This is a genomic window from Bradyrhizobium sp. 1, assembly GCF_023073315.1.
Taxonomy (GTDB): Bacteria; Pseudomonadota; Alphaproteobacteria; order Rhizobiales; family Xanthobacteraceae; genus Bradyrhizobium.
This window is the reverse complement of record NZ_JADPJH010000037.1, coordinates 264,210-285,410: the sequence shown is the minus strand read 5'-3', so window position 1 is coordinate 285,410 and position 21,201 is coordinate 264,210. Positions and strand designations below refer to the sequence as shown.

The 21,201-nt window shown below is 64.8% G+C and carries 19 protein-coding genes and 1 tRNA gene; 9 read left to right on the top strand and 11 right to left on the bottom strand.

Annotation, left to right across the window (positions count from 1 at the left end; genetic code table 11):
• Positions 1 to 5 precede the first annotated feature (5 nt).
• The 6 genes from IVB29_RS35770 to IVB29_RS35745 all read right to left on the bottom strand — a co-directional run bounded on the left by IVB29_RS35770 (position 6) and on the right by IVB29_RS35745 (position 11,102).
• Positions 6 to 344, bottom strand: a complete 339-nt coding sequence (locus tag IVB29_RS35770; RefSeq protein ID WP_247508119.1) for a lipid-A-disaccharide synthase N-terminal domain-containing protein — start codon at positions 342 to 344, stop codon at positions 6 to 8.
• A complete protein-coding gene (locus tag IVB29_RS35765) occupies positions 341 to 1,075 on the bottom strand; it encodes a glycosyltransferase family 2 protein (RefSeq protein WP_247508118.1) in 735 nt (244 codons plus the stop codon). The genes IVB29_RS35770 and IVB29_RS35765 overlap by 4 nt, the downstream gene beginning before the upstream one ends.
• Positions 1,076 to 1,140: 65 nt before the next feature.
• Entirely contained in the window at positions 1,141 to 1,986 is an 846-nt protein-coding gene (locus IVB29_RS35760) for a phosphatase PAP2 family protein (protein ID WP_247508117.1), read from the bottom strand.
• A 1-nt stretch (position 1,987) separates the two neighbouring features.
• Positions 1,988 to 3,730, bottom strand: a complete 1,743-nt coding sequence (locus tag IVB29_RS35755; RefSeq protein WP_247508116.1) for a glycosyltransferase family 39 protein — start codon at positions 3,728 to 3,730, stop codon at positions 1,988 to 1,990.
• A gap of 50 nt (positions 3,731 to 3,780) precedes the next feature.
• Positions 3,781 to 5,886 carry a penicillin-binding protein 1C gene (gene pbpC, locus IVB29_RS35750; RefSeq protein WP_247508115.1) on the bottom strand — a complete coding sequence of 702 codons (2,106 nt, stop codon included), beginning with the start codon at positions 5,884 to 5,886 and terminating at the stop codon, positions 3,781 to 3,783.
• An 11-nt stretch (positions 5,887 to 5,897) separates the two neighbouring features.
• A complete protein-coding gene (locus tag IVB29_RS35745; protein WP_247508114.1) occupies positions 5,898 to 11,102 on the bottom strand; it encodes an alpha-2-macroglobulin in 5,205 nt (1,734 codons plus the stop codon).
• A 404-nt stretch (positions 11,103 to 11,506) separates the two neighbouring features.
• Here IVB29_RS35745 and IVB29_RS35740 point away from each other — a divergent pair.
• The 4 genes from IVB29_RS35740 to IVB29_RS35725 all read left to right on the top strand — a co-directional run bounded on the left by IVB29_RS35740 (position 11,507) and on the right by IVB29_RS35725 (position 13,913).
• Positions 11,507 to 11,583 (top strand) — tRNA-Arg (locus IVB29_RS35740).
• A gap of 68 nt (positions 11,584 to 11,651) precedes the next feature.
• Positions 11,652 to 11,879: a hypothetical protein gene (locus tag IVB29_RS35735; protein ID WP_247508113.1), complete on the top strand. Its 228-nt coding sequence runs from the start codon at positions 11,652 to 11,654 to the stop codon at positions 11,877 to 11,879.
• Positions 11,880 to 11,897: 18 nt separating this feature from the next.
• Positions 11,898 to 13,442 carry a hypothetical protein gene (locus IVB29_RS35730; RefSeq protein WP_247508112.1) on the top strand — a complete coding sequence of 515 codons (1,545 nt, stop codon included), beginning with the start codon at positions 11,898 to 11,900 and terminating at the stop codon, positions 13,440 to 13,442.
• Between the two features lie 252 nt (positions 13,443 to 13,694).
• Positions 13,695 to 13,913 carry a hypothetical protein gene (locus tag IVB29_RS35725; protein WP_247508111.1) on the top strand — a complete coding sequence of 73 codons (219 nt, stop codon included), beginning with the start codon at positions 13,695 to 13,697 and terminating at the stop codon, positions 13,911 to 13,913.
• Between the two features lie 148 nt (positions 13,914 to 14,061).
• Here the strand turns inward: IVB29_RS35725 and IVB29_RS35720 are convergent, their stop codons facing one another.
• On the bottom strand, positions 14,062 to 14,280 hold the full coding sequence (locus IVB29_RS35720) for a hypothetical protein (protein WP_247508110.1): 219 nt from the start codon (positions 14,278 to 14,280) through the stop codon (positions 14,062 to 14,064).
• A 657-nt stretch (positions 14,281 to 14,937) separates the two neighbouring features.
• Between IVB29_RS35720 and IVB29_RS35715 the strand changes: the two genes are divergently transcribed.
• The gene (locus tag IVB29_RS35715; protein ID WP_247508109.1) at positions 14,938 to 15,099 is read left to right on the top strand and encodes a hypothetical protein; all 162 of its coding nucleotides are present in this window, start codon (positions 14,938 to 14,940) and stop codon (positions 15,097 to 15,099) included.
• Positions 15,100 to 15,435: 336 nt separating this feature from the next.
• Here IVB29_RS35715 and IVB29_RS35710 read toward each other — a convergent pair whose 3' ends face one another.
• From IVB29_RS35710 to IVB29_RS35700, 3 genes are all read right to left on the bottom strand, one after another.
• Complete coding sequence (locus IVB29_RS35710) at positions 15,436 to 16,221, bottom strand: hypothetical protein (RefSeq protein WP_247508108.1); 786 nt, start codon at positions 16,219 to 16,221, stop codon at positions 15,436 to 15,438.
• 175 nt (positions 16,222 to 16,396) lie between these two features.
• Entirely contained in the window at positions 16,397 to 16,621 is a 225-nt protein-coding gene (locus IVB29_RS35705) for a hypothetical protein (RefSeq protein WP_247508107.1), read from the bottom strand.
• 89 nt (positions 16,622 to 16,710) lie between these two features.
• The gene (locus tag IVB29_RS35700; protein WP_247508106.1) at positions 16,711 to 16,938 is read right to left on the bottom strand and encodes a hypothetical protein; all 228 of its coding nucleotides are present in this window, start codon (positions 16,936 to 16,938) and stop codon (positions 16,711 to 16,713) included.
• A gap of 266 nt (positions 16,939 to 17,204) precedes the next feature.
• Between IVB29_RS35700 and IVB29_RS35695 the strand changes: the two genes are divergently transcribed.
• Entirely contained in the window at positions 17,205 to 17,552 is a 348-nt protein-coding gene (locus IVB29_RS35695; RefSeq protein ID WP_247508153.1) for a DUF6481 family protein, read from the top strand.
• A gap of 122 nt (positions 17,553 to 17,674) precedes the next feature.
• Here the strand turns inward: IVB29_RS35695 and IVB29_RS35690 are convergent, their stop codons facing one another.
• On the bottom strand, positions 17,675 to 17,917 hold the full coding sequence (locus IVB29_RS35690; RefSeq protein ID WP_129275707.1) for a pentapeptide MXKDX repeat protein: 243 nt from the start codon (positions 17,915 to 17,917) through the stop codon (positions 17,675 to 17,677).
• 351 nt (positions 17,918 to 18,268) lie between these two features.
• Between IVB29_RS35690 and dctP the strand changes: the two genes are divergently transcribed.
• From dctP to IVB29_RS35675, 3 genes are read left to right on the top strand one after another with little or no spacing between them, the layout of a single operon-like run.
• Positions 18,269 to 19,291: a TRAP transporter substrate-binding protein DctP gene (gene dctP, locus IVB29_RS35685; RefSeq protein WP_247508105.1), complete on the top strand. Its 1,023-nt coding sequence runs from the start codon at positions 18,269 to 18,271 to the stop codon at positions 19,289 to 19,291.
• Positions 19,288 to 19,842, top strand: a complete 555-nt coding sequence (locus IVB29_RS35680) for a TRAP transporter small permease (RefSeq protein WP_247508104.1) — start codon at positions 19,288 to 19,290, stop codon at positions 19,840 to 19,842. Before dctP ends, IVB29_RS35680 begins: the two co-directional genes overlap by 4 nt.
• Positions 19,839 to 21,197 carry a TRAP transporter large permease gene (locus tag IVB29_RS35675; RefSeq protein ID WP_247508103.1) on the top strand — a complete coding sequence of 453 codons (1,359 nt, stop codon included), beginning with the start codon at positions 19,839 to 19,841 and terminating at the stop codon, positions 21,195 to 21,197. The genes IVB29_RS35680 and IVB29_RS35675 overlap by 4 nt, the downstream gene beginning before the upstream one ends.
• The last annotated feature ends 4 nt before the right edge of the window (positions 21,198 to 21,201 follow it).

The following is a 21,201-nucleotide window of genomic DNA, read 5'->3' as shown; positions in this document are numbered from 1 at the left end:
CCGCTTTAGCGTTCCAGCGTCTTCGAGGCGCGGCCGCGGTTCTTGATGATCAGCATGATGTTGCGGACATAGATGATGGTCGCGAGCGCCTGTCCGAGGATGATGACAGGCTCGCGCTTGACGACGCCGTAGACCAGCGTCATCAGCCCGCCGCCCATCGAGCAGAACCAGAACGCCATCGGCACCACGCTGTTGCCGGCGCGCTCGCTCGCGATCCATTGCACCAGGAATCGCGCCGTGAAGAACAGCTGCGCGACCAGGCCGAACGCGAGCCAGAAATCGAACTTGGCAACGAAGACGTCGTACAGATAGTCGCCCAGCGCCTGGCCGTATTGGATGATCATGCGTTCACCTCGGTCACGTCCGGTGTCGGCTTCTTGCGGCGGATCAGCCACCACACGCCGGCGAGATCCATGATCCCGATCCACAGCCGGTCGAAGAAGCCGTAGTTTGACACGCCGGAATGGCGCGGCCGGTCGATCACGTCGACATAGGCGATCTCGTATCCCTCACGCCGAACCAGCGCCGGCAGGAAGCGGTGCAGCCCGTCAAAATAGGGCATCGTCAGGAACACGTCGCGCCGGAACGCCTTCAGGCCGCAGCCGGTGTCGCGCGTGCCATCGTTCAGGATCGCGCCGCGTACGCCGTTGGCGATGCGCGACTGGAGCTTCTTGAAGCCGGTGTCCTTGCGTCCGACACGTTGTCCCGCGACAAGGCCGACATTCGCGCCCTTCTCGACCGCCGAGATCAGGTCCGGCAGGAAGGCCGGATTGTTCTGTCCATCGCCGTCAAGCGTCGCCACGATCGCGCCGCGCGCGGCACGCACGCCGCTGCGCACCGCGGCCGACTGGCCGCCGGATCTGGCGTGACGGAGCTGACGCAGATTGGCCCGCTGCGCCATGATGGACGCGAGCCGCTCGCCGGTCGCATCCGTCGATCCGTCATTGACGTAGATGATCTCGTAGTCCCAGCGGCCGTCGAGCGCCGCACTTATCTCGGCGATCAGCGGCGCGATGTTGTCGGCTTCGTTGCGCACGGGAACGACGATGGAAACCGAAGGCTGGGACGACGACAAATCGAGACTCGTGGTTGGAATGGGCCTGCCCCTTGGGAACCGGCGGTCCCGGCAGGCAGCCGCTTTTATGGGGCGGACGCCCCGCGGGCAACCCTTTTGAGGCGGCCCGGGACCTGTCCCGAAAGGGGCACAATGGTGCCATCGGCACGGATGGCAAAGCTGAGCCGTCGGGCCGCAAACCAGTAACGGACCGCCATGGCGCCGACCATGCCGACCAGGGCACCGGCCGCGACATCGCTCGGATGATGCGCGAGCAGCACCAGGCGCGTCAGCAGGATCACGATTGCGTAAGTGAACATGAACACGCGCAGCCGCGGCCACAGCGCGGACACCGCAAACGCCAGTGCGAACGCCGTCACCGCATGACCCGACGGCAGGCTGGCGTAAGCACCCGAGCCCTCGAACGGGACGAAGTTGAAAGGATTGGCCCTGCCGCCCACGAACGGCCGTCCGCGGCCGATGAGATATTTCAGGATCTCGGCAACGAACACCGACAGCGCGACAGACAGAAACAGGTACTGCAACCGCGTGCCGAGACCGAGCAGCAGTGTGCGGCGCGTGCCACGAAGCCCGGCCGCAACGAGCGCCACGCTCACCAGCACAATCCCCAGCACGGAAAGCACATACTCGTCCTTGCCGAAATCAGTGAGAATAAGGATCGGCCACAGGCTCGGCGTCCCCCGCGCCGGCATCAACTGGATCTCGGTCTGGTCGAACGCGAGCATCAGCACGATGACAAGGGCCGCGCCCGCCGCGCTCAGCCACAGCGAATGCCGCGCCAGCTTTCGGGCGGCTTCGGCGCGGCGCGAATGCGAGGGCGAGCGCACGAGTTGCGCCAGCGCACGCCCGGCGACCGTGAGCAATTGCGCGGGATAGCCCGGACGCGGCTCCATATGGGTCGAGGCCGACATCTTACTCGGTGCCTTCCGAGCGGAAGATCGAGATCGAGATCGCGCGTCCCTGCGAGAAATTATAGCCGTCGATGCGCGCGCCGACCTTGTAGCGCAGCCCGATTGCTTCTGCGCGCTGCACGAAGCTGCGCTCCGAGCGCTGCTCGATCAGCGCAAAGCGGCAGCTTCCCTGATTCAGGAAGTCCGCAGCACCCGAGCCGTCGGTGAGCAGCGTCTGCGTCCCCGTCAGGAAGACGAGGCTCGGCTCGTGATAGCCGGCGGCAGCCGCCCTCGGTCCGACGCAGGTAACGTTGCGCAACGCGCGCGCGACCTCGATGCTCGGAAACACTGGCGTCAGCGACGGCAGCACGATGCCGTAGACCACGAACGCGAGCATCAAGGCTGCGACCAGCGCGTTGAGCACCGAGCGCTCGGCGTGGTTGGTGTCGAACAGCCACCAGGCGAACAGACCGAAGATCAGCGCGGCCGCGATGAATGGCCAGGCCACGAAAGCCGGCTGCCGCGTCAGCAACACCGCGCCGAGCACAGCGATGAACGAGGCCGACGCGGGAATCGCGAACCACCAGGCCGAGCCGCGCGCGAGCCACGAGCGCGACAGCACGCGCCGCTCCAGCGCGCCGACAGTGAGGATCGCGATCGCCGGATACAGCGGCAGCACGTAATGCGGCAGCTTGGTCAGCACCGCCTCGAACACGATCCAGGACGGGATCAGCCAGGCCAGCAGGAATTGGGCGCCGGGCTCACGCCGCGCCCGCCACACGGCAGGCGCCGCCATCGCCGCCAGCGGCGCACCCGGCCAGAACGTGATCCAGAACAGCGCCAGATATAGCCCGGGCGGCGCGCCGTGGGATTCCTGGGCGCCGATCTTGCTCAGCATGTCGCCGCCGACGGAGTCGGCGAAGAACGCATCGCCCGCGCGCCAGAAGATCGCGATGAACCAGGGCAGCACCAGCACCAGCATCCACATCAGGCCCCAGACCGGGCGCAGCTTCCAGAGCCAGGAGGCGTCGCGGTCCTGGATCGCCAGCGCGACGATGGTCAGGCCTGCGAACATCAGGATCAGCGGGCCCTTGATCAGGATGCCGACCGCAAGCGCAGTCCAGAAGATCGCGGGCCAGATCCACGGGGGATGCGTCTCGTCCTCGGCGCGCTGCCACGACAGATAAGCGCGCGACATCGCGCCCATCGCAGCGACCACGCAGAACAGCAGCATCGCGTCGGTCTTGGCGAGCCGCGCCTCGACACCCAGCAGCACGGAGGCGCACATCAGCAGCGCGGCGAGCACCGCGGCTCGTCGCGTGACGAAGCCGAGCGCGGTCCAATAGGTCATCAGCACGGCGCCGATGGCACCGATCAGCGACGGCAGCCGGTAGACCCAGATCCGCAACTCGGCCTTCGGCAACTTCAGCGCCGTGGCAATTTCGACCGCCGCCGATTGCAGCCAGTAGATGCCGACCGGCTTCTTGTAGCGGACGTCCTCCTGGAAGCGGATGTCGACAAAATCGCCGCTCTCGACCATTTGCTTGGTGGCCTGGGCGAACCGAGCTTCGTCGCGGTCGACGGGCGGAATCGTGAAGAAGCCGGGGAGGAACAGCAGCAGCGCACACAGCAGCAGGAAGGCGACTGCGCGGGCGTGGCTGGCCGTGGCGAAGTCGAACATGGTCACGAGTCGGCTGCCCGGATTCACGGGTGATTTCGGCTCGCGGGGCGCTCCAAAACGGGGTGTCGGGTAGGTCTCGGCCATTGGTTCCGCTTACGCTGAAACCGCCATCGCCACAACCGCTTGAGGCAAGGTCATTGAATTCGAATGACGACTGTGTCCGCGGCGCCCGTGGCATCGATCACGGTGAGCCTCGCAAAGCCCGGGCCGGGCGGATCGATCAGCCGCTGCCGGCGTCCGTCGATCTCGCCGAGGGCTGTGCCATTGACCATGACAGTCATCGGCAACACGCCGCCGGCGACCTTGACGGGCATGGCGGCGGCCTCGGCTCCGCCGGAGCGATCCACGTCGATCCGCGAGCCGTTGAGCGGGAACTGGATGTGCAGCGCCTGCTCGCTGCCGGTCCGCACCAGCTCCCCGACCGGGCGGAACCGCTTGAGCGGCAACGGCAACTTCGCGTTGCTGGTGACCAGGGTTCCCTTCGGCGGCTTCGGCAACGGGGTCAGCGTCTTGCCGGTCCGGGCGAAGGCATCGAACAGGATCGGCGCGGCGGCCACGCGGCCGATCAGGCCCGGAACCGGCGCGCCATCGGGCCGGCCGACCCAGACGCCGATGGTCATGCGGCCATCAAACCCGACCGACCAGGCATCGCGGTAGCCGTAAGAGGTGCCGGTCTTGAAGGCGATGCGGTTGTGGGCCGCGTTCTCCGGCGGCGGGGTGCCCAGCAGCACATTGCCGACCTGCCAGGCCGCGACCTGGTCCAGCAGCCGCAGCGGCTCGCGGTCGTCCTTGGCAGCCATGATCTCGCGCAGCGGCTTGGTGGTGCCGAGCCGGGCAAAGCCCGCATAGAGCTGGGCAAGGTCCTGGAGCGTCACGCCGACGCCGCCGAGGCCCATCGCAAGCCCCGGCGCCTCGTCCTTGGGCAGGACCAGATTGCCGCCGGCCTGCCGTAGCCGCGACGCCAGCCGGCTCGCGCCGACGCGATCGAGCAGCACGATGGCCGGCACGTTCAGCGAGAGTTGCAGCGCCTTCTTCACGGGCACAGTGCCCTGAAAGGTCATGTCGAAATTTTCCGGCGCATAGGAGCCGAAGCGCACCGGGCGGTCGTCGATCAGGCTGTCGGGATGAACAAAACCGTCCTCGAAGGCAAGGCCATAGATGAACGGTTTCAGGGTCGAGCCCGGCGAGCGGATGGCGCGGGTCATGTCGACCTGCCCTGCCCGGCTCTCGTCGAAATAGTCCGCCGAGCCGACACGCGCGAGCACGTCGCCGCTCTCGTTGTCGACGACAATGATGCCGACCGAGATGTTCGGCCCCAGCGCAATGGCGCGGTCGCGCGCCAACGGCTCCAGCACCTTCTGCAAGTTCGCATCCAGCGTCAGCTTGATGATTGGCGCGTCTTTGACGGTCGAGAGCGCCGTGTCGGAAGCATGCGGCGCCAGGATCGGCATCGGCTTGCGCAGTTTTGGTATGGGCACGGCCTTGGCCTGCTGCGCATCGTCAGCACCGACCACGTGCTCCTCGACCATGCGATCGAGCACGCGGTCGCGGGCTTTTCGCGCGGTCTCGGGATAGCGGTCGAGCCGGCGCGTCTCCGGCGATTGCGGCAGCGCGACCAGCAGCGCTGCTTCGGCGAGCGAGAGCCGCTTCGGCTCCTTGCCGAGATAGGCAATCGAAGCGGCGCGGATGCCTTCGAGATTGCCGCCATAAGGCGCCAGCGCGAGATAGAGGTCGAGAATGTCAGCCTTGCTCATGCTGCGCTCGATCTCGATCGCGCGCACGATCTGCCGCAGCTTTGCATGGAGCGAGCGCTGCCGTCGCGGCTCCATCAGCCGCGCCAGCTGCATGCTGATGGTCGAGCCGCCCGAGACGATGTGGCCGCGCGTGGCGAGCTGCAGCGCCGCGCGCCCCAGTGCGAGCGGGTCGAGGCCGTTATGCGCGTAGAAGCGCTGGTCCTCGTAGGCGAGCAGCAGTTTTAAATAAGTCGGATCGACATTCGCTTTTGTCTCGACCGGCAGCCGCCAGCGCCCGTCCGCCATGGCGTAGGCGCGCAGCAATTTGCCGTTGCGATCAACGATTGTGGTGGAGACTGCGCGCGACTCGCCGAGCGGCAGTGGGCCGAGCGAGTAGACCCAGCCGACGAAGGCGACGATGGTGAGGATGAACGTCAGCGCGGCGGCCGAGAGGGCACGCATAACACCGCGCCCTGCTCCGCAGCCGTCTTTGTCGACCTCACTCATCCCAGCATCACTCACTTCGCCGCCCGCACCTCGACATTGCCCGTGCCCGTCCGGCCGTAGCGCGAGGGGTTGTACATGTCCTCGACATAGGCCTGCGGCAGCACGTATTTGCCGGGCGAGACCGCGCGCGCGACATAGGCGACGGTGAAGACCGCCTTGGAGTCCGAGGCCCGATCAACCGCCGCGGTGAAGCGGTCGTCGCGGAACTCGGTATCCTTGGGCTCCACGCCGTCCTCGATCCAGCCGAGCGTACCGCTGTCACCCGACGACACCAGTTTTGGATTGTCGATCTCCAAACCAGCCGGCAGATAGTCGGACACCATGATGTGACCGTATTCGGGCTTGGCCTCGGTGATCTTCAGCACCACGGCAAAGCGGTCGTTCTGCTTGACCTTGCTGATGTCGGCAGGCTTGCCGTCGAGCGTGAAGTAGCTGCGCTCGATCTTGAAGCCGTTCGATGCCGCCGGCTCCGGCGTCACCGGCGAGCCTGACACCGAGATCACCGCCTGAATCGGCGCATCGCCGGTGTTGGTGATCTTCAGCGGCTTGCCGCTCAGCGTATCGGCCTTGTAGCTGCGATAGAGCGCAGTCTTGATGCTCTGGCCGTCAACCTCGATCGAGAGGTTTTCCTTGGCGAGCGCGCGCGCGGCCAGCACCAGCCACGCATTCTCCTGCGTCGAGGTGTAGGGCGTCAGCCCGCGCGCGGTCTCGACCCGGGTCACAGCCTGCGTCAGCGTCGCCTTCGGCGCGTTGCCTTCGCTCGCAAGCGACACGAGCGCTGCGGCATCGCGGAGCTGCGAGCCGTAGTCGGTGCGGCCGAACTCCAGCACGGGTTTTGGCGCGAGGCTGTCGAGCGCGGCTCCGTAGACACGTTCGGCACGGTTGCGATCGCCGACGAGTGCGAGCGCCGCCGCGAGCTGCGACTTCGCAATCGGCGTTGCCAGATTGTTCAGCTTGGTGTCGGCGAGATAGCGAAGATCGCCGATGGGAGCTGCGCCGTTGCGCGCGAGCACGTAGAGGCCGTAAGCGAGATCGCGGCCGCCGTCCTTCTCCGGCTCGTTGCCGTTGACGACGGAGTTGCGGATGCGATCCAGAGCGGTCTTGAACAGGACGTCAGGCACCACAAAGCCCTTTTCACGGGCCCGGGTCAGGAAGTCCGTCACGTACGCGTCGAGCCAGGCATCGTCGCCGCCGGCCGACCACAGGCCGAACGAGCCGTTGGAGCCCTGACGGGCCAAAAGCCGCTCGATGGCGTCGCGGATTCGCTGGTCGACCTCGGTGTCCATCGCGAGATGGGCGCCGGCCGCGAGATCGTTGACATAGAGCAGCGGCAGCGCGCGGCTCGTGATCTGCTCCGAGCAGCCATAGGGATAACGATCCAGCGCTTTGAGGATCGTCGCCGCATCGAGCGCGGTCGACAGGCTCGCCGACACCGAGACGCTGCCGGTGCCCGGCACGAGGTCGGCGAACATGTCCGAGGTCAGCGTCAGGCTCTCGCCTTTCGCCAGCGTCCGGATCGAGCGCCGCGCCAGCACCTGCGTCGCCGCCTTGACGTCGAGCGCGTAGTGGCGCGCGAGCGCCAAGCCATTCGGCCCCTTGATGTCGACATCGAGCGTCGCCTGCCCCGCCGCGGTCGCATCGATTGCGAGCGCGAACGAGTTGCGCTGCTTGGCGGCGAGCTTCACCGTGGTGGCGGGATTGCCGGTCATCTTCACCGGACCGCCCGTCCTGACGTTGATGGCGTAGTCGCCGGCCTGGCCCTCGACATTGTCGATCTCGAGATTGACCGTGCCGTGGTCGCCATTGAGCAGGAAGCGCGGCAGGGTCGTGGTCAGCACCACGGGGTCGCGGATCACGACATCAATGTTGGCGCGGCCGAGTTTTGTCGCGGTCCACGCCACCGCCATGACGCGCGCGGTGCCGGCGAACTCGGGGATGTCAAAACTCACCTCCGCTGTACCATCGGCGGCAACCGTGACGATGCCCGAATAGAGCGCGAGCGGCTTCTGCGCAGGCGGTGAGCCCTGGAGATCGGCCGCACCGGCGTCGCCGCCGGACTTGATCTGGCCGCGCGTGCCCGACATGCCGTCGATCAGTTGCCCATAGAGATCGCGGATCTCCGCGCTCAGGCGGCGCTGGCCGAGATAGTAATCGTCCGGCGCCGGCGGCTTGTAATTGGTGAGGTTGAGGATGCCGACATCGACCGCGGCGATGACGATTTTGGCGTCCTCGCCCGGATTGAGCCCGTCGAGCTTGACCGGGATCTTCAGCATCGCATTCGGCCGGATCAGCGCCGGCGGCGTCAGCTTCACTTGTAACGTGCGGGTCTGCTTGTCGATGCCGAACCACTTCAGCCCTATCGCGCGACCCGGCATGCGCTGGGCCGCTGCATCGAGCGGACGGCGCAGCGTCGCCACCACATAGGCGCCGGTGCCCCAGTCCTTGCCGACCGGGAGTTTTACCTGCGCGGTGCCTTCCTTGACGTCGATGGTCTGCGTGGTCAGCAGGCGGTCGCCGAGCACGTTGATGGTGAGCTTGCCCGCCGAGCGCACGTTGACCGACACGGCCATGGTATCGCCGGAAGCGTATTGCGGTTTGTCGATCGAGGTCTCCAGCAGGTCTGGCGTGTCGGCGCTGCCGTCGGAATACCAGCCGACGTCGAACTGCACCGAGGTCACCGGGCCGTCGGCGTCGTTCGACTTGACGTCGAGCCGGTAGCGGCCGGGCCGCGGCGCCAGCGATATCCGTGAAGGCTTGTCGGCCGCAATCGTCACGTCACCGTCGGAAACGCGCGAGGTCGACTTGACCGGCTCATACTCCCAGTAATTGTTCTGGCGATACCATTGGTAACGCGACTCCATCTTCAGGAGCTCGTAGCGCAGGCCGTCGCGGCGCAGCTTCTCGCCCTCGGGCGAGACGAACACGACATCGAACTCGGCCTTGTCCCCCTCGGCGACGTTCTTGTCTGCGAAGAGCGGCTTGATGCCGATCATAGCGTTGGCGGGTGCCACCGGCAGCACGAGCTTGCGCTCGACGGCGCGGCCGCCGGTCTCGACCATGCGGACGAAGATCTGCGCCTCCTGCGGACGCGTCGAAGCCGGCTGCTTGTCCAGCGTCACCGGGAAGGTGGCGACACCATTGGCGTCGGCTTCCGGCAGATTCTCCAGCGGCGTGCGCTGGTTCGAGGTGGTCTCCTCGTCGGCGACGCCGAACTGGTATCCGGAAAAGCCCGGACGTTCGCTCGCGGGCACGATCAGCATGTCGCCTTCGAGCTGGAGGCCGGATGCGGGCGCGCCATAGAGGAAATGACCGTCCGCCTTAAGCTCCACTGGAGCGTTAGCTTTGATCAGCTTATCCTTGGCAGACAAGTCGAATTCGATCCGATCGGCGACGTAGTCTTCGACCAGGAAGGAGGTCTCGCCGACCGACGAGCCCTTCGGATCAGTGAAGGCGCGCACCCGCCAGGTCCCGGTCGGGACGGCCGAGTTGAGCGGCACGGATAGCGAGCGGCCACCGGCGCCCTGGTCAGCCAGCACCGCGCGGCGGTATTCGACGCCGTCGGGGCGTTCGATCACCAGCGTCATCGGCCCGCCAGTGACGGCATTGCCCTGCCCGTCGCGCAGGAGCGCGGTGAGATAGACGGTCTCGCTGGAGCGGTAGACGCCGCGCTCGGCATAGACGAAGGCGTCGGCACCAGCAGGCACCGCGCGGCCCGCAACGCCACGGTCGGACAGGTCGAAGGCCGAGGTCCTCAGGCTGAGGAAGGCGTAGTCCGCCTTCTCACCGGTAACCGTCAGCATCGCCGGTGACAAACCGCCCTCGCCGCGCGCAAGGCCCGCCTCGAACAGGACATGGCCGCTATCGTCGGTCTTGCGGGTGGCCAAAATCTCGTTGTTGCGCGCAACCAGCCGCACCTCAGCTTTGCCGACCGGATCGGTCGAGGCCAGCGAGTTGACGAACACATGGATGCCGTCATTGCCGGAATAGGCGGTGACACCGAGATCGGAGACGATGAACCATTGCGTGGCGAGCTGATAGTCGTCGTCCGAGCCCGGGCCCTTGGCGGCAGCCGTCATCACGTAGACGCCGGGCTGGAGTTCGCCGAGCGCCTGGTCGACCGGGAATGCGGTGGTGACGTCCTGGTTCAGCGTCATCGCGGTCGCGAGCTCGCCGGTCCAGACTTTCACGCCGCGCTCGCCGCCGAGATCGCTGAGCTGATATTTTGACAGCGTCTTCTGGAAATCGCTGTCGACGACCGTGTTGATCAGATTGCGGTCGCCGATCCGGAAGACATTGATGTTGACCGCGGGCGTGTTGACGCTGACCACGGGAATGCCGCGCTGACCGGTCCTGGGCAGCACATAGGCGCGGCTGGTGAAGCGCACGAACGGCTTGCGGTCGCGCACATAGACGTTGAACTCGGCCGATTTCGGCAGGCCCTCCTTTACCGTGGACGGCAGGCCAGCGCGCAGATTGATGTTGTAGCGCTCGCCGTGCTTGAGCCCGTCGACGCAGAGCTGCTTGCCCTCGGCCGACAGCGCCGGCTTGTCCTGGCCCGCCAGCGCGAGGTATGGCGCAAAATCGGTGCGCTTGGCGAGCTCCTCCGAGAACTGGAAGCAGGCGCGCGGGCTGGCCGAATCCGAATCCACGGTATAGTCGAGCAGCCGGAAACCGTGCTCGTCGCGCATCTTCTCATATTGGCCGCGGACGTCGGCGACCTCGCGCATATCAAGCGACAGCCGCAGCGCATCCAGCGATGGCCGCCAAAGCTTGCGTTCAGACAGCGACTTGCCGAGCACCGCGAGCGCATCCGCCTCCTCGCCCGGATTGCCGGCGCGCTGATAGGCGATGTAGGCGGCGGTCGAGGCGCGCTCCAGGAGGAACGTCTGCTCGCTCGAGCTTTTTGGCGTGATCTGGAAGATCACCTTGGCAAGCCGCAGCCAGTTGCCGGTATCTTCAGGCGTGGTTGCCGCGATCTGACCGAGCACCGACAGGCCGGTGCGGTAGTCGTTGCGGCGGAAGGCGGCGTCGGCGTCCGTTTTCAGCGTTGCATTGGTCTTGGCGACCGGCCCCGCCTCGCTCTTGATCTGCGCTTCCAGCTTGATCGCGGAATCAGCGAGATCGTCGCGCTTGAAGGCTTTGTCGGCGGCCTGCGCGGCCGAAAGGCCGAACACCAGCGCGGCGCAGAGTGTGACGGCGCGAACAAGACCGATCATGGATGGACTCCCGGAAATCGCGGACAAGCACCGCGGCAGCATGAAATGCTCGGAAAGGTGACGGACTCAAGGCGATGGAACCAAAGGTGCAAATCGTCGCATTCGCCATGGCAAGGCAAGCCCAAAGGAGACCAATCAAGATATCGCCGCGCACGCCGTCCTGATGGCGCAGCCATATCCGACCAGTCGACCGGCGGCCGTGTCCCGGAAGCTGATCAGCGTTCCCGGCGATGTGAACCATCGTCCGCTCCGCTGCCGCTCAACCCGGCACCCTGACACCCCACCGTTCCGCTTTGTCGCTTTAAGTGCGAAAACGGTTCGGTTCAGGCTTGGCGAAAGACCAGATTTTTCATATTGGCATGGTAGATGAACGGCTGGCCCCCAAAACCGGGGCGGCTCAAGACGGTCCCGTAGCTCAACTGGATAGAGCATCAGATTTCTACTCTGAGGGTTGCAGGTTCGATTCCTGCCGGGATCGCCAGCAAATACCTTAGACATCGCCAGCAACCACATCTCCGCCGTGCCGGCCGCGACGCAGCAGCGGCCGGAGTGGACGGCGCGACCGAGGCGCTGCTGCTGGTCGCCGAGCGCAACGGCCAGACCATGCTGGCCCGCATCGGTATGATTCGCGCTCAAAACCGGCAAGCCGGCGACAGAGCCGCGGAGCAAGCGCGCAAAAACCTATCGATTGGTCCTCTGACGGGAAAAGATCGGGCTGCCCACCTCCGGCATTTGCCAACCGCGTCAGCATCGATTAGCCATGCACCCACAATCTGAAATTGAAGCAGAGTGCACGTGGCAGATCATCATCGACTGATCAATGTCCCCGCCTGGTTTGCTGCCATCCTGTCCGTTATTCTCATCTTCCACTTCGCCCAGTTCCTCGATCGCGCTTACCCCGCACTCGTCGACGATCACGACATCATCGCCCCGCTGGGATCGTCGGCAACGGCTCCGGCTGCGGACGTTCTCGAGGATCTCCGGCAGACGGATGATTTCCAGTCGTTCGCAACGATTGGCAAAGCCGAGCGCTTCCGGCCGTTCCATTACCCCTTCAAGTCGCTGCAGATCTATTTGTTCGGCGACAATTTCCGTCTCTGGTACATCGCGGCGTTCGCAATCTATGTCGCCACTGCAACCATGCTGTTCACGCTGGTCTACCGGCGCTTCGGGCTTGTGATCGGCCTGCTGTTTTCGGCGCTCTATTTCGGTCACCCGGCATGGTCGGACATCATGCCCCGCCTCGGTCCGGTCGAGATCGATTGCATCCTGATCGGCACCATCGCGATCTATTTCTGTTGGCGCTGGATCACCGAGGGGCGTCCGATCCTGCTTGCGCTGGCCATCGTCGCCGCGCTGACCTACGCCACGACAAAAGAGCCGAGTTCGGTATTCCTGATCGCGATCGGTGGATTGCTCGCGACCTGCGGCGCACTCCTCGCCAACCGCAGAATGGCCATCGTGGGCGCGGTCTGCATTCCCTGCGGCGCGGTTGTGCTGCTGCTTCTGGTCAAAACGACGCCCACCGCGACGGACGGCATCATCCCGCTCACGCTGCCCCTGAAGAGTTATTTGCGGCATTGGCATCACGACCGCACGGCATGGATCACGATCGCGCTGCTGGTCGCGCTCGCAATCGCGGCAATACAAAAGGCCCGGAACACTCTCGAGGTCGACGGCCGCGAGCTGATCGCCATGCTGCTTGCTACCCTGTCAATCGAGGCGATGCGCTTCATGATCTATTATCTCACGCATGCGGCGACCTATGCCGGCGAGAACGACGCCATCTCGATACGCTACGGCTACCCAATATTCGTAGTGACCTCGCTGGTCGCGGCCATCGTACTCGGACGGTTATCCCATCTCCCTAATCGGCCTGCCGCGCAGAGGACCCTGCGCTTTGCTGTGGCGTGCACGATCGCTATGCTCCTCGTCAATCAGGGACTGCTCGCACGCAAGACTCTCGCCAGCCGCGACAGCTGGCAGGCCTTCAACACGTCCACCGAACAGACAATACAAGCCATCGCTAACTGGCTGACCACGCAGCGCAAAGCCGGGCAGGAGCCGCGCCTGATCGTCACAGGACCGCTGCTGGAATGGGAACCCAGACTTTCCCTCATCATGTTCCTGCGGCACCGGATGCCTGACACGCCGGTTTATTTCGATCCGGACGAGCCGTCTCAGAAGCGCGCGATCTATCATCGGGAGTCGATCCGGTACGGCGGCACGCCGCTGCCCGAGCCCCCTGATCCGGCCAGCTGCCTAGACGTGCACGTCGACACAGATCCATATCAAAGCAAGCTCTGCTCGGCTTCCATGGCTATCATCAAGCCGTTTTGACGCGGGCCCAAAATGCAAAGACTGGCGCGAGGTTAACGCGCGATGTCCGTTGCGTGAGATGGCGATGGTGGGCGAGCGCTTCCTTGGAAGAGCATCACACGAAGCACATTTGCATCGTCTGTCGCAATCGTACTTCACGAACGCGTGCATCACCTCGCCCCGCCCTTTCAACCGCACATATGCCCCCTATGTATGCGCCGGGCGACGTGCGCCCGATAAGGACTGTCGATGCTGCCATACGAATGGACGAGAATGGCTATCGCTTCCGCGGTTGCCGTGATCGCAATGGCGTTTTTGGCAATCGATGCGGGCGTCGTGAACACCAGTGTGGTCACAAAACGAATCGAGGTGGCGCAGGCGTCCATCGCGAACGTCGCGGCGAGCCAGCATGAACTCGCCTTTGCCGTTCAGGCGTGGGCGCGTCGAGGCCACCAGAAGCCTGCCGTGGAAGAGTGCCTGGCGATCGATTGATTCAGGCGCGGCACTAAATCAGCCCGCCACCCGGCCGGCGTTTCGTTTGTTCACGGTCCGACTCCGCTTCGTTCGCAAAGCACGAATCGTAACCGCGAAAATCGACGCGGCGCATTTGTTAATGCCGCGTTTCACCTAACCGGATCGCTCATGCATTCAGGTCCACGAGCACCGGCCTGAGCCGATACGCATCAATCGCTGCGTTCGACAACAAGAGCCTGCGCCGCTCTCCGCGCAACATCATCCGGTCGATCCTGCCGAGGATGAAGCGGGCTGACTCTCTATGCTCGCCCGTGAGCAACCCGGAATGATCGAGATATTTCCAGGCAATCTCGAAAGACTGCGCGCGCAATTGGGGGTCTGTCATGGCCGGCCAACGTCGGCGGGGAACGGATGTTCCTAACCGCACCGCCCCAGTCGCGACGAACCGCGGCACGACAAAATGCCTGAAGTGGCGGGAACGAGATCACGACCCGCATGTTGACTGCAACGAAACAGAGTGGTGCCGACCAGCCAGCCCCGGTCGGCTTTGAAGGGCCCCGTGCTTGTCCCCCCGAGCACGGGGCTTTCTCTTGCGGTCAATCCGCCTGCTCGTCGCGTCGATCGCGGGCGATCTGATGCCAGGCCAGGGCCAGCTGGATCAGTCTTTGCCGGTCGTCGCCTTCGGAGGCTGCAGCCCGCTTCATCGCGGCCTCGGCTTCATGCTGTGGATTGTACTTGGTACACATGAGCCTCACACTAACCGGCCGATCTGGACAAACGGATGGCAATTTCGTCCGTATGATTGCGGTGTCATTTCCCTCAAACGCGGACACAGTCATCGCGTCCAATTCAGCTGAAGCTGATCGCCCGCTGACGGCCGTAAATGGCGTGATTGTATCCGGATATGTCGCACACGAACCGGTGAGCCCCGAGGTCATTCAGACGGATATGTGAATTGCGTCACAGCCTGCGTCCGGCGTCTCGGCTAAACAGCGCCTAGTCCTCGCAAGGGCGCGAGAAGACATCAGTGGTCCAGCCGGTCATGACACAGGAAGCAGCAGCCGAGACGCAGGTCCCGACACCACGGGAAAGGCCCGACCTGTTCGGCGCCACGCTGCTTGCGACCATCGGCATCGCGATGCTGACCTGGATCGCAGGCCTGGTCTGGGGCACGATGGTGTTCTTCAACTGGCTCGTGTCGTAACGCGCGAGGCGATCAACCTTTCCTCGGCGCGCAGGGCTTAGCCCCGCGGATCATGCGCTAAAACAGGTACTGCGCCACCTGCGCCAGCTTGATTCCACCGCAAACGATCATGGCCCACAACGCCACGCTGATCTGGATTGCATCCAGCATGTCCCACGTCCCCGCGAATCTTGTCCCGACTTTTTCTTTTGAGATTCGCCTGAAGCCGCAACGCGCGCCAGCGCTAATTTGAGGCAATTGTTGTGCACCGCCGAACGTAACAGGCGCGTCAGCGCCACAACAAAAAAGAGGCGGGCTTTCGCCCGCCTCTTCATTCTCGATCTCAGGTTCGCAAGCTCAGTAGCACGCCCGCGGATCGGCCTGCACATACTGGCCACTCGGATAGCGGTAGTAGCAATTGCCCTGGGCCAGATAGTAGCCGGGACGTGAGGCCGCCGTCGCGCCGGCAATCGCGCCGGTGGCGCCGCCGATCACGGCACCTGCGGCCGCGCCCGAAGCGTTGCCCGAGAGCAGACCTCCGAGCACCCCGCCGACGATGGCGCCGCCAAGCGCGCTTGCGCCGGGATCAGCCGGCGGTGGAGGTGGCGGCGCGTAGGCGACCGGAGGCGGCCCGGGGGCATAGGCCACCGGCTCCTCGTCGTAATAGTCCTCCGAAATGTAGGCGGGCGGGCCTTCCATCCGCTGCGGATAATAATACCAGACGCCGCCGACATCCCACCACCAGCCGGGGCGGCCGTTGTGGACTTCGTGGCGCCAGCGTCCGCCATCCCAGGCGAGATTGCCGCGATAGGCGTGTCCGCCCCAATCGCGCGCCGGTGCGGGGCCCCTGGCGTAATTGCGCCCGGGCGGCGGGCCGCCAACGGCACGGGGGCCAGGACCAGGACCGGGACCGGCGTGAGGCTGGCCGCCGCCGGGCTGCTGCGCGGGCCTGATAGCCTGCTGCGGCGGGGGACCCTTGCGCATGTTCTGATTGTTCTGGGGCGGCGCGCCTGCGCCCTGCCCGTGCGGCGGCTGGCCGTCGTGCCGCGGCGGCCCTGAATCCTGCGCCTGCGCCGAGAGCGCAAGCAATGACATGGCCGAAACCAAGGGAATGATGATCTTCATGCGGCTGGACGCACTCATGCGTGCTTAACCCCCTACTTCTCGATTGCCGTGGTCCTCAGCGCGATAGACGATTCGTCTCGCACTGGGCTGATGCCGGCTGACATAACTGACCTGCTTTGACAGGCTAAGTCCCGTTACAAATGCTTAAGATCACGGCAATTTTCCGGCTGCGCGGGCCCGCGCTGGAGTGCTGCTAGCGGGCCGGCTCGATCACGTTGCAATTGCGACGCCCGGACATCACGCAGTCCTGCATCTTGCTGGCGGCGGTGAGATCGCGGGCAAGCCACCAGCCGACGCCGAGGATTACAATGGCGATGATCAGGCCGGCGATGGCGCCGCGGCGGTTGTCACCGGATTGAGGTTTTGGCGAGGATTTTGGCTTCTGGCCCGGTTCGGGCTTGGATTCGGGCTCGGGCATGACTGACTGATCACAGAGGTGAGCCGGCTTTATCACCTCTGCGACGTGGCGTCACATCCCGTTCGGTCTTCCCAGGCCAATCCGCCCGTTCAACCCCGGGTCGGCCGGATCAGGTCCTTGCGCGAGGTTTCGACCGCCGGGGTCGCCCGTGGCGCGCAGGTCGTGAGCACGAAAGCGGTCTGGGTGCACTCCCAATCGGCGCCCAGAACGGCACTGTCGATCGGCTGGGGACGGGCAAGCAGCAGCGCAGCGCCGGCCACCGCGGCCACCGCGACGGCGATTGCGAGCGCCTTCAGGCTCAGTCGTGAGATCGTCATGCCCGTGCTCCGTCTCGTACCGGGACGGACGCTAGGTCCCGCCCCTGTGCTCCCTTATGAGGGACATCACAATTCGGCAGTTTTTCCGGGCTACGAGAGATCGTCGGGGGTGGCGATTTTTCGTCTACCTGATCGGCTGCAATATCTATGGCTTTGCGGCGCGCGTGGATGTACACGCATCTCGTCGCGCAGCGCCCGCTATGCCCAGCCGACGTACCAACACGCAGTTATGTAGGACTGAAAGCGAGGATGACAAGGTTCGTTCGATGAGTGGATTCAGGGAACCAGGATTCTCCGACCGGCAAAAAGCCGCGCAGGAAGCACGCAAAAATCTTTTGAACAAATTCAAGTCGCAGCCGGGCCTGGACGATCCGGCGGTGGCGGCACGTCGCGCCGAGCGCGAGGCCCTCGCGGCCAAGCGCACCGAGGCCAAGGCCGCGCGCGAGGCCGAAAAGGCCGAGCAGAAGCGCCTCGCGGAAGAAGCTGCAGCCGCTGAGGCTGCACGGATCGCCCGCGAAGCGGAAGAGTCGGTTGCCAGACTGGCTGAGCAGGAGGCCGATCAGAAGGCCAAGCGCGATGCCCGCTACGCCGCTCGCAAGGCCAAGCGCAAGTAACGTTCTCCAGCAACGTTCGATTGAATTTGAACTGAAGCGCCATGTCCGGGGCGGTCCACGCGACCGCCCCGGACATCTGCGCGCGCCTACCGGCGCGAACGCTACGCGCCGCCGGGAGAAGATCAGTTCTTCTTCATCATCCCGTCGTCCTTCTTCATCCCGTCCTTCGACATGTGATCCTTCTTCATGCCGTCGTCCTTGGACATGGTGTCTTTCTTCATGCCGTCCTTGGACATCGTGTCCTTCTTCATCATGCCGTCGTCCTTGCCCATCTTGTCCTGGGCGAAAGCGGCCGGCGCGAACGCGAGGCCAAGCGAGAGAACGGCAGCCGAGACGCCGAGCGCGATGCGGGTACGAATGGTCATGGATCAACTTCCCTTCGAGATGGTGTTTGTCAGCGACGGACGCCGCTATTCAATCTCGACGGATTGACCGGCAGCGTTGTTACGCCGCGACCGATAAATTTCTGCGGGCTGCTGCCGTCCACGTATTCGCCGCAATCGCGTCCGCGCATGGCGCGCCCATCCGCAGCAGGATGGACGGCAGTGTGCAATGCAGCAAGGCCGACCCTTGCCGCGGCATTCGGTCTCGAACTATCAGATGAGAGAATTTCGCCTGAAAGACCGGCTAGAATGGGCCTCAACGCCGGTCTCACAAGACCTCACCCAAATCACCCAACAAGAACCGTCCAAAGAACCGCTCAAGGGGATCACACCATGTTCACGCGCCGCCAACTGATCGCGACCGCCGTCGCCGCACCCGCCATTCTCCGCTTCAGCACCGGCACCGCGCATGCCGCGACCACGCTGAAGATCTCGCATCAATTCCCGGGCGGCACCATCGACAAAGGCGATTTCCGCGACCGGCTCTGCCGCATGTTCGCCGCCGAAGTCAGCAAGCGCAGCAACGGCGACATCGCCGCGGAAATCTATCCGAACTCCTCGCTGATCAAGACCAACGCGCAGTTCTCCGCGATGCGCAAGGGCGCGCTCGACATCTCGCTCTATCCGATGCCCTACGCCGGCGGCGAATTGCCGGAAACCAATATTGGCCTGATGCCGGGCCTCGTCACCACCTACGACCAGGGCATGCGCTGGAAGAAGGAGCCGGTCGGCAAGGCGCTGACCGACTTCCTCGCCGACAAAGGCATCATCCTGCTCTCCTGGGTCTGGCAGGCCGGCGGCGTTGCCAGCCGCTCCAAGGCGATCGTGTCGCCGGAGGACGCCAAGGGTCTGAAGGTGCGCGGCGGCTCGCGCGAGATGGACATGGTGCTCCAGACCGCCGGCGCCTCGGTGCTGTCGGTGCCCTCGAACGAAATCTACGCGGCGATGCAGACCGGTGCCTGTGACGCCGGCATCACTTCCTCGACCAGCCTGATCTCTTTCCGTCTCGAAGAGGTCGCGAAGTCGCTGACCTCTGGCGCGGGCGCCTCCTACTGGTTCATGCTGGAGCCGCTGATGATGTCGAAGGCGATCTTCGACAAGCTGCCGAAGAACCAGCAGGAGGTCCTGCTCACGGTCGGCACCGAGCTCGAGGCCTTCGGCCGCAAGGGCGCGCAGGACGACGACGTCGAAGTCGCCAAAGTCTACGAGAAGGCCGGCGCAAAAGTCTCGGTGCTGGATGCTGCGACCGTCGGCAAGTGGCGCGACATCGCCCGCGACACCGCGTGGAAGGATTACGGCGCCAAGACCGCAACCGCGGCCAACCTGCTCAAGCTCGCGACCGACGTCGCCGCATGAGCCACGGTCCGCTTCCGGATCGTGACGACCAGACCAACGCTGCCGCAAGGACCGGCCTCGCGGCAGCGATCGATCGCGGTCTCGCCATCCTCAACACCATCATCGTCGTGTTCGCCGCGATCGCGCTGATCGCGGCCTGCGCCATCCTGAGCTACAGCGTGCTCAGCCGCGCTTTGTTCAAGGCCGCCAATTACTGGCAGGACGAGGCCGCCGTGTTCCTGCTGGTCGGCGCCACCTTCATGACGGCCGCCTATGTGCAGCAGAACCGCGGCCATATCGGCATCGAGGCCTTCGTCGGCCTGCTGTCGCCGCGCGCGAACAAGATCCGGCTCTGGCTGGTCGATGTCGTGACGTTCCTGTTCTGCGCCTTCTTCACCTGGAAGTCCTGGACACTGGCCCATGAGGCCTATGTCGACGGCCAGGTCTCCAACTCGATGTGGTCGCCGCCGCTCACCATTCCCTATTCGCTGATGGCGCTCGGGATGAGCCTGCTCTGCGTCCAGATCCTCGTGCAGCTTGCGCTGCCTTTCGCGGGAGCCAAGCGTCCATGAGCGTTTTCGGTATCGGCATCGCCTACGGAATCGCGACGCTGGTCGTGATGTTCTCGGGCATGCCCATTGCGTTTGCGCTCGGCGCGGTCGCGGTCGTGTTCATGGGCATCTACATGCCAGCGGCGTCCCTCGATACGGTGACGCAGAACGTCTACGAGGAAATGGCCTCGATCACGCTGCTGTCGATCCCGCTCTTCATCCTGAAGGGCGCTGCGATCGGCAAGTCGCGCGCCGGTCAGGATCTCTATTCGGCCCTGCATGCCTGGCTGCATCGCGTGCCCGGCGGCCTCGGCGTCGCCAACGTGTTTGCCTGCGCGCTGTTTGCGGCGATGGCGGGCTCGAGCCCTGCGACCTGCTCGGCGATCGGCTCGGCCGGCATCCCCGAGATGCGAAAGCGCGGCTATTCCGGCGGCTTTGCGGCCGGCATCATCGCCGCCGGCGGCACGCTCGGCATTTTGTTGCCGCCCTCGATCACCATGATCCTGTTTGCGGTCGCCGCCGAAAAATCGTTGGGACGGCTGTTCCTCGCCGGCATCGGGCCGGGCCTGCTGCTGGTCTCGCTGTTCGGCACCTATGCCGTGATCCGCTTCCGCCAGGAATATGCGGCGGCCGAAGCGATCTACAAGAAGGGCGGCCCGGAGGCGGCGATCCTTGCCCGCGACGAGTATACGCTCGCCGAACGCTTCAGCGTGCTGCCGCGCGTGATCCCTTTCGTGCTGTTGCTGACCGGCGTCATGATCGCGCTCTATGGCGGTTACGCCACCCCGTCGGAGACCGCCGGCCTCGGCGGCCTGCTCGCGCTCGCGCTGATCGCGGTGATCTACAGCGTGTGGCGGCCGAGCGACCTTGCGCCCATCTTGAAATCGACGATCCGGGAATCGACCATGCTGATGATGATCATCGGCATGTCGCTGCTCTATTCGTACGTGATGAGCTATCTGCACATCTCGCAGTCGGTCGCCGAATCCGTCGTCGCGATGCACCTGCCGCGCTGGGGCCTGCTGTTCGCGATCCTCGTCATGGTCGTCGTGCTCGGCTTCTTCCTGCCGCCGGTCTCGATTATTCTCATGACCGCGCCGATCATCCTGCCGCCGCTCCGCGCCGCCAATTTCGACATCATCTGGTTCGGCGTGGTCATGACCATCGTGATGGAGATGGGGCTGATCCATCCACCTGTCGGCCTCAACATCTTCGTCATCCGCAACGTCGCACCCGACATCCCCTTGAGCGAGGTGATCTGGGGCACCCTGCCGTTCGTGCTGCTGATGATGCTCGCGGTGCTGCTGCTGTGCTTCGTGCCGGGGATATCGACCGCGCTGCCGGACCTGGTGATGGGGCCGGACGGGAGCAGGTGAATCG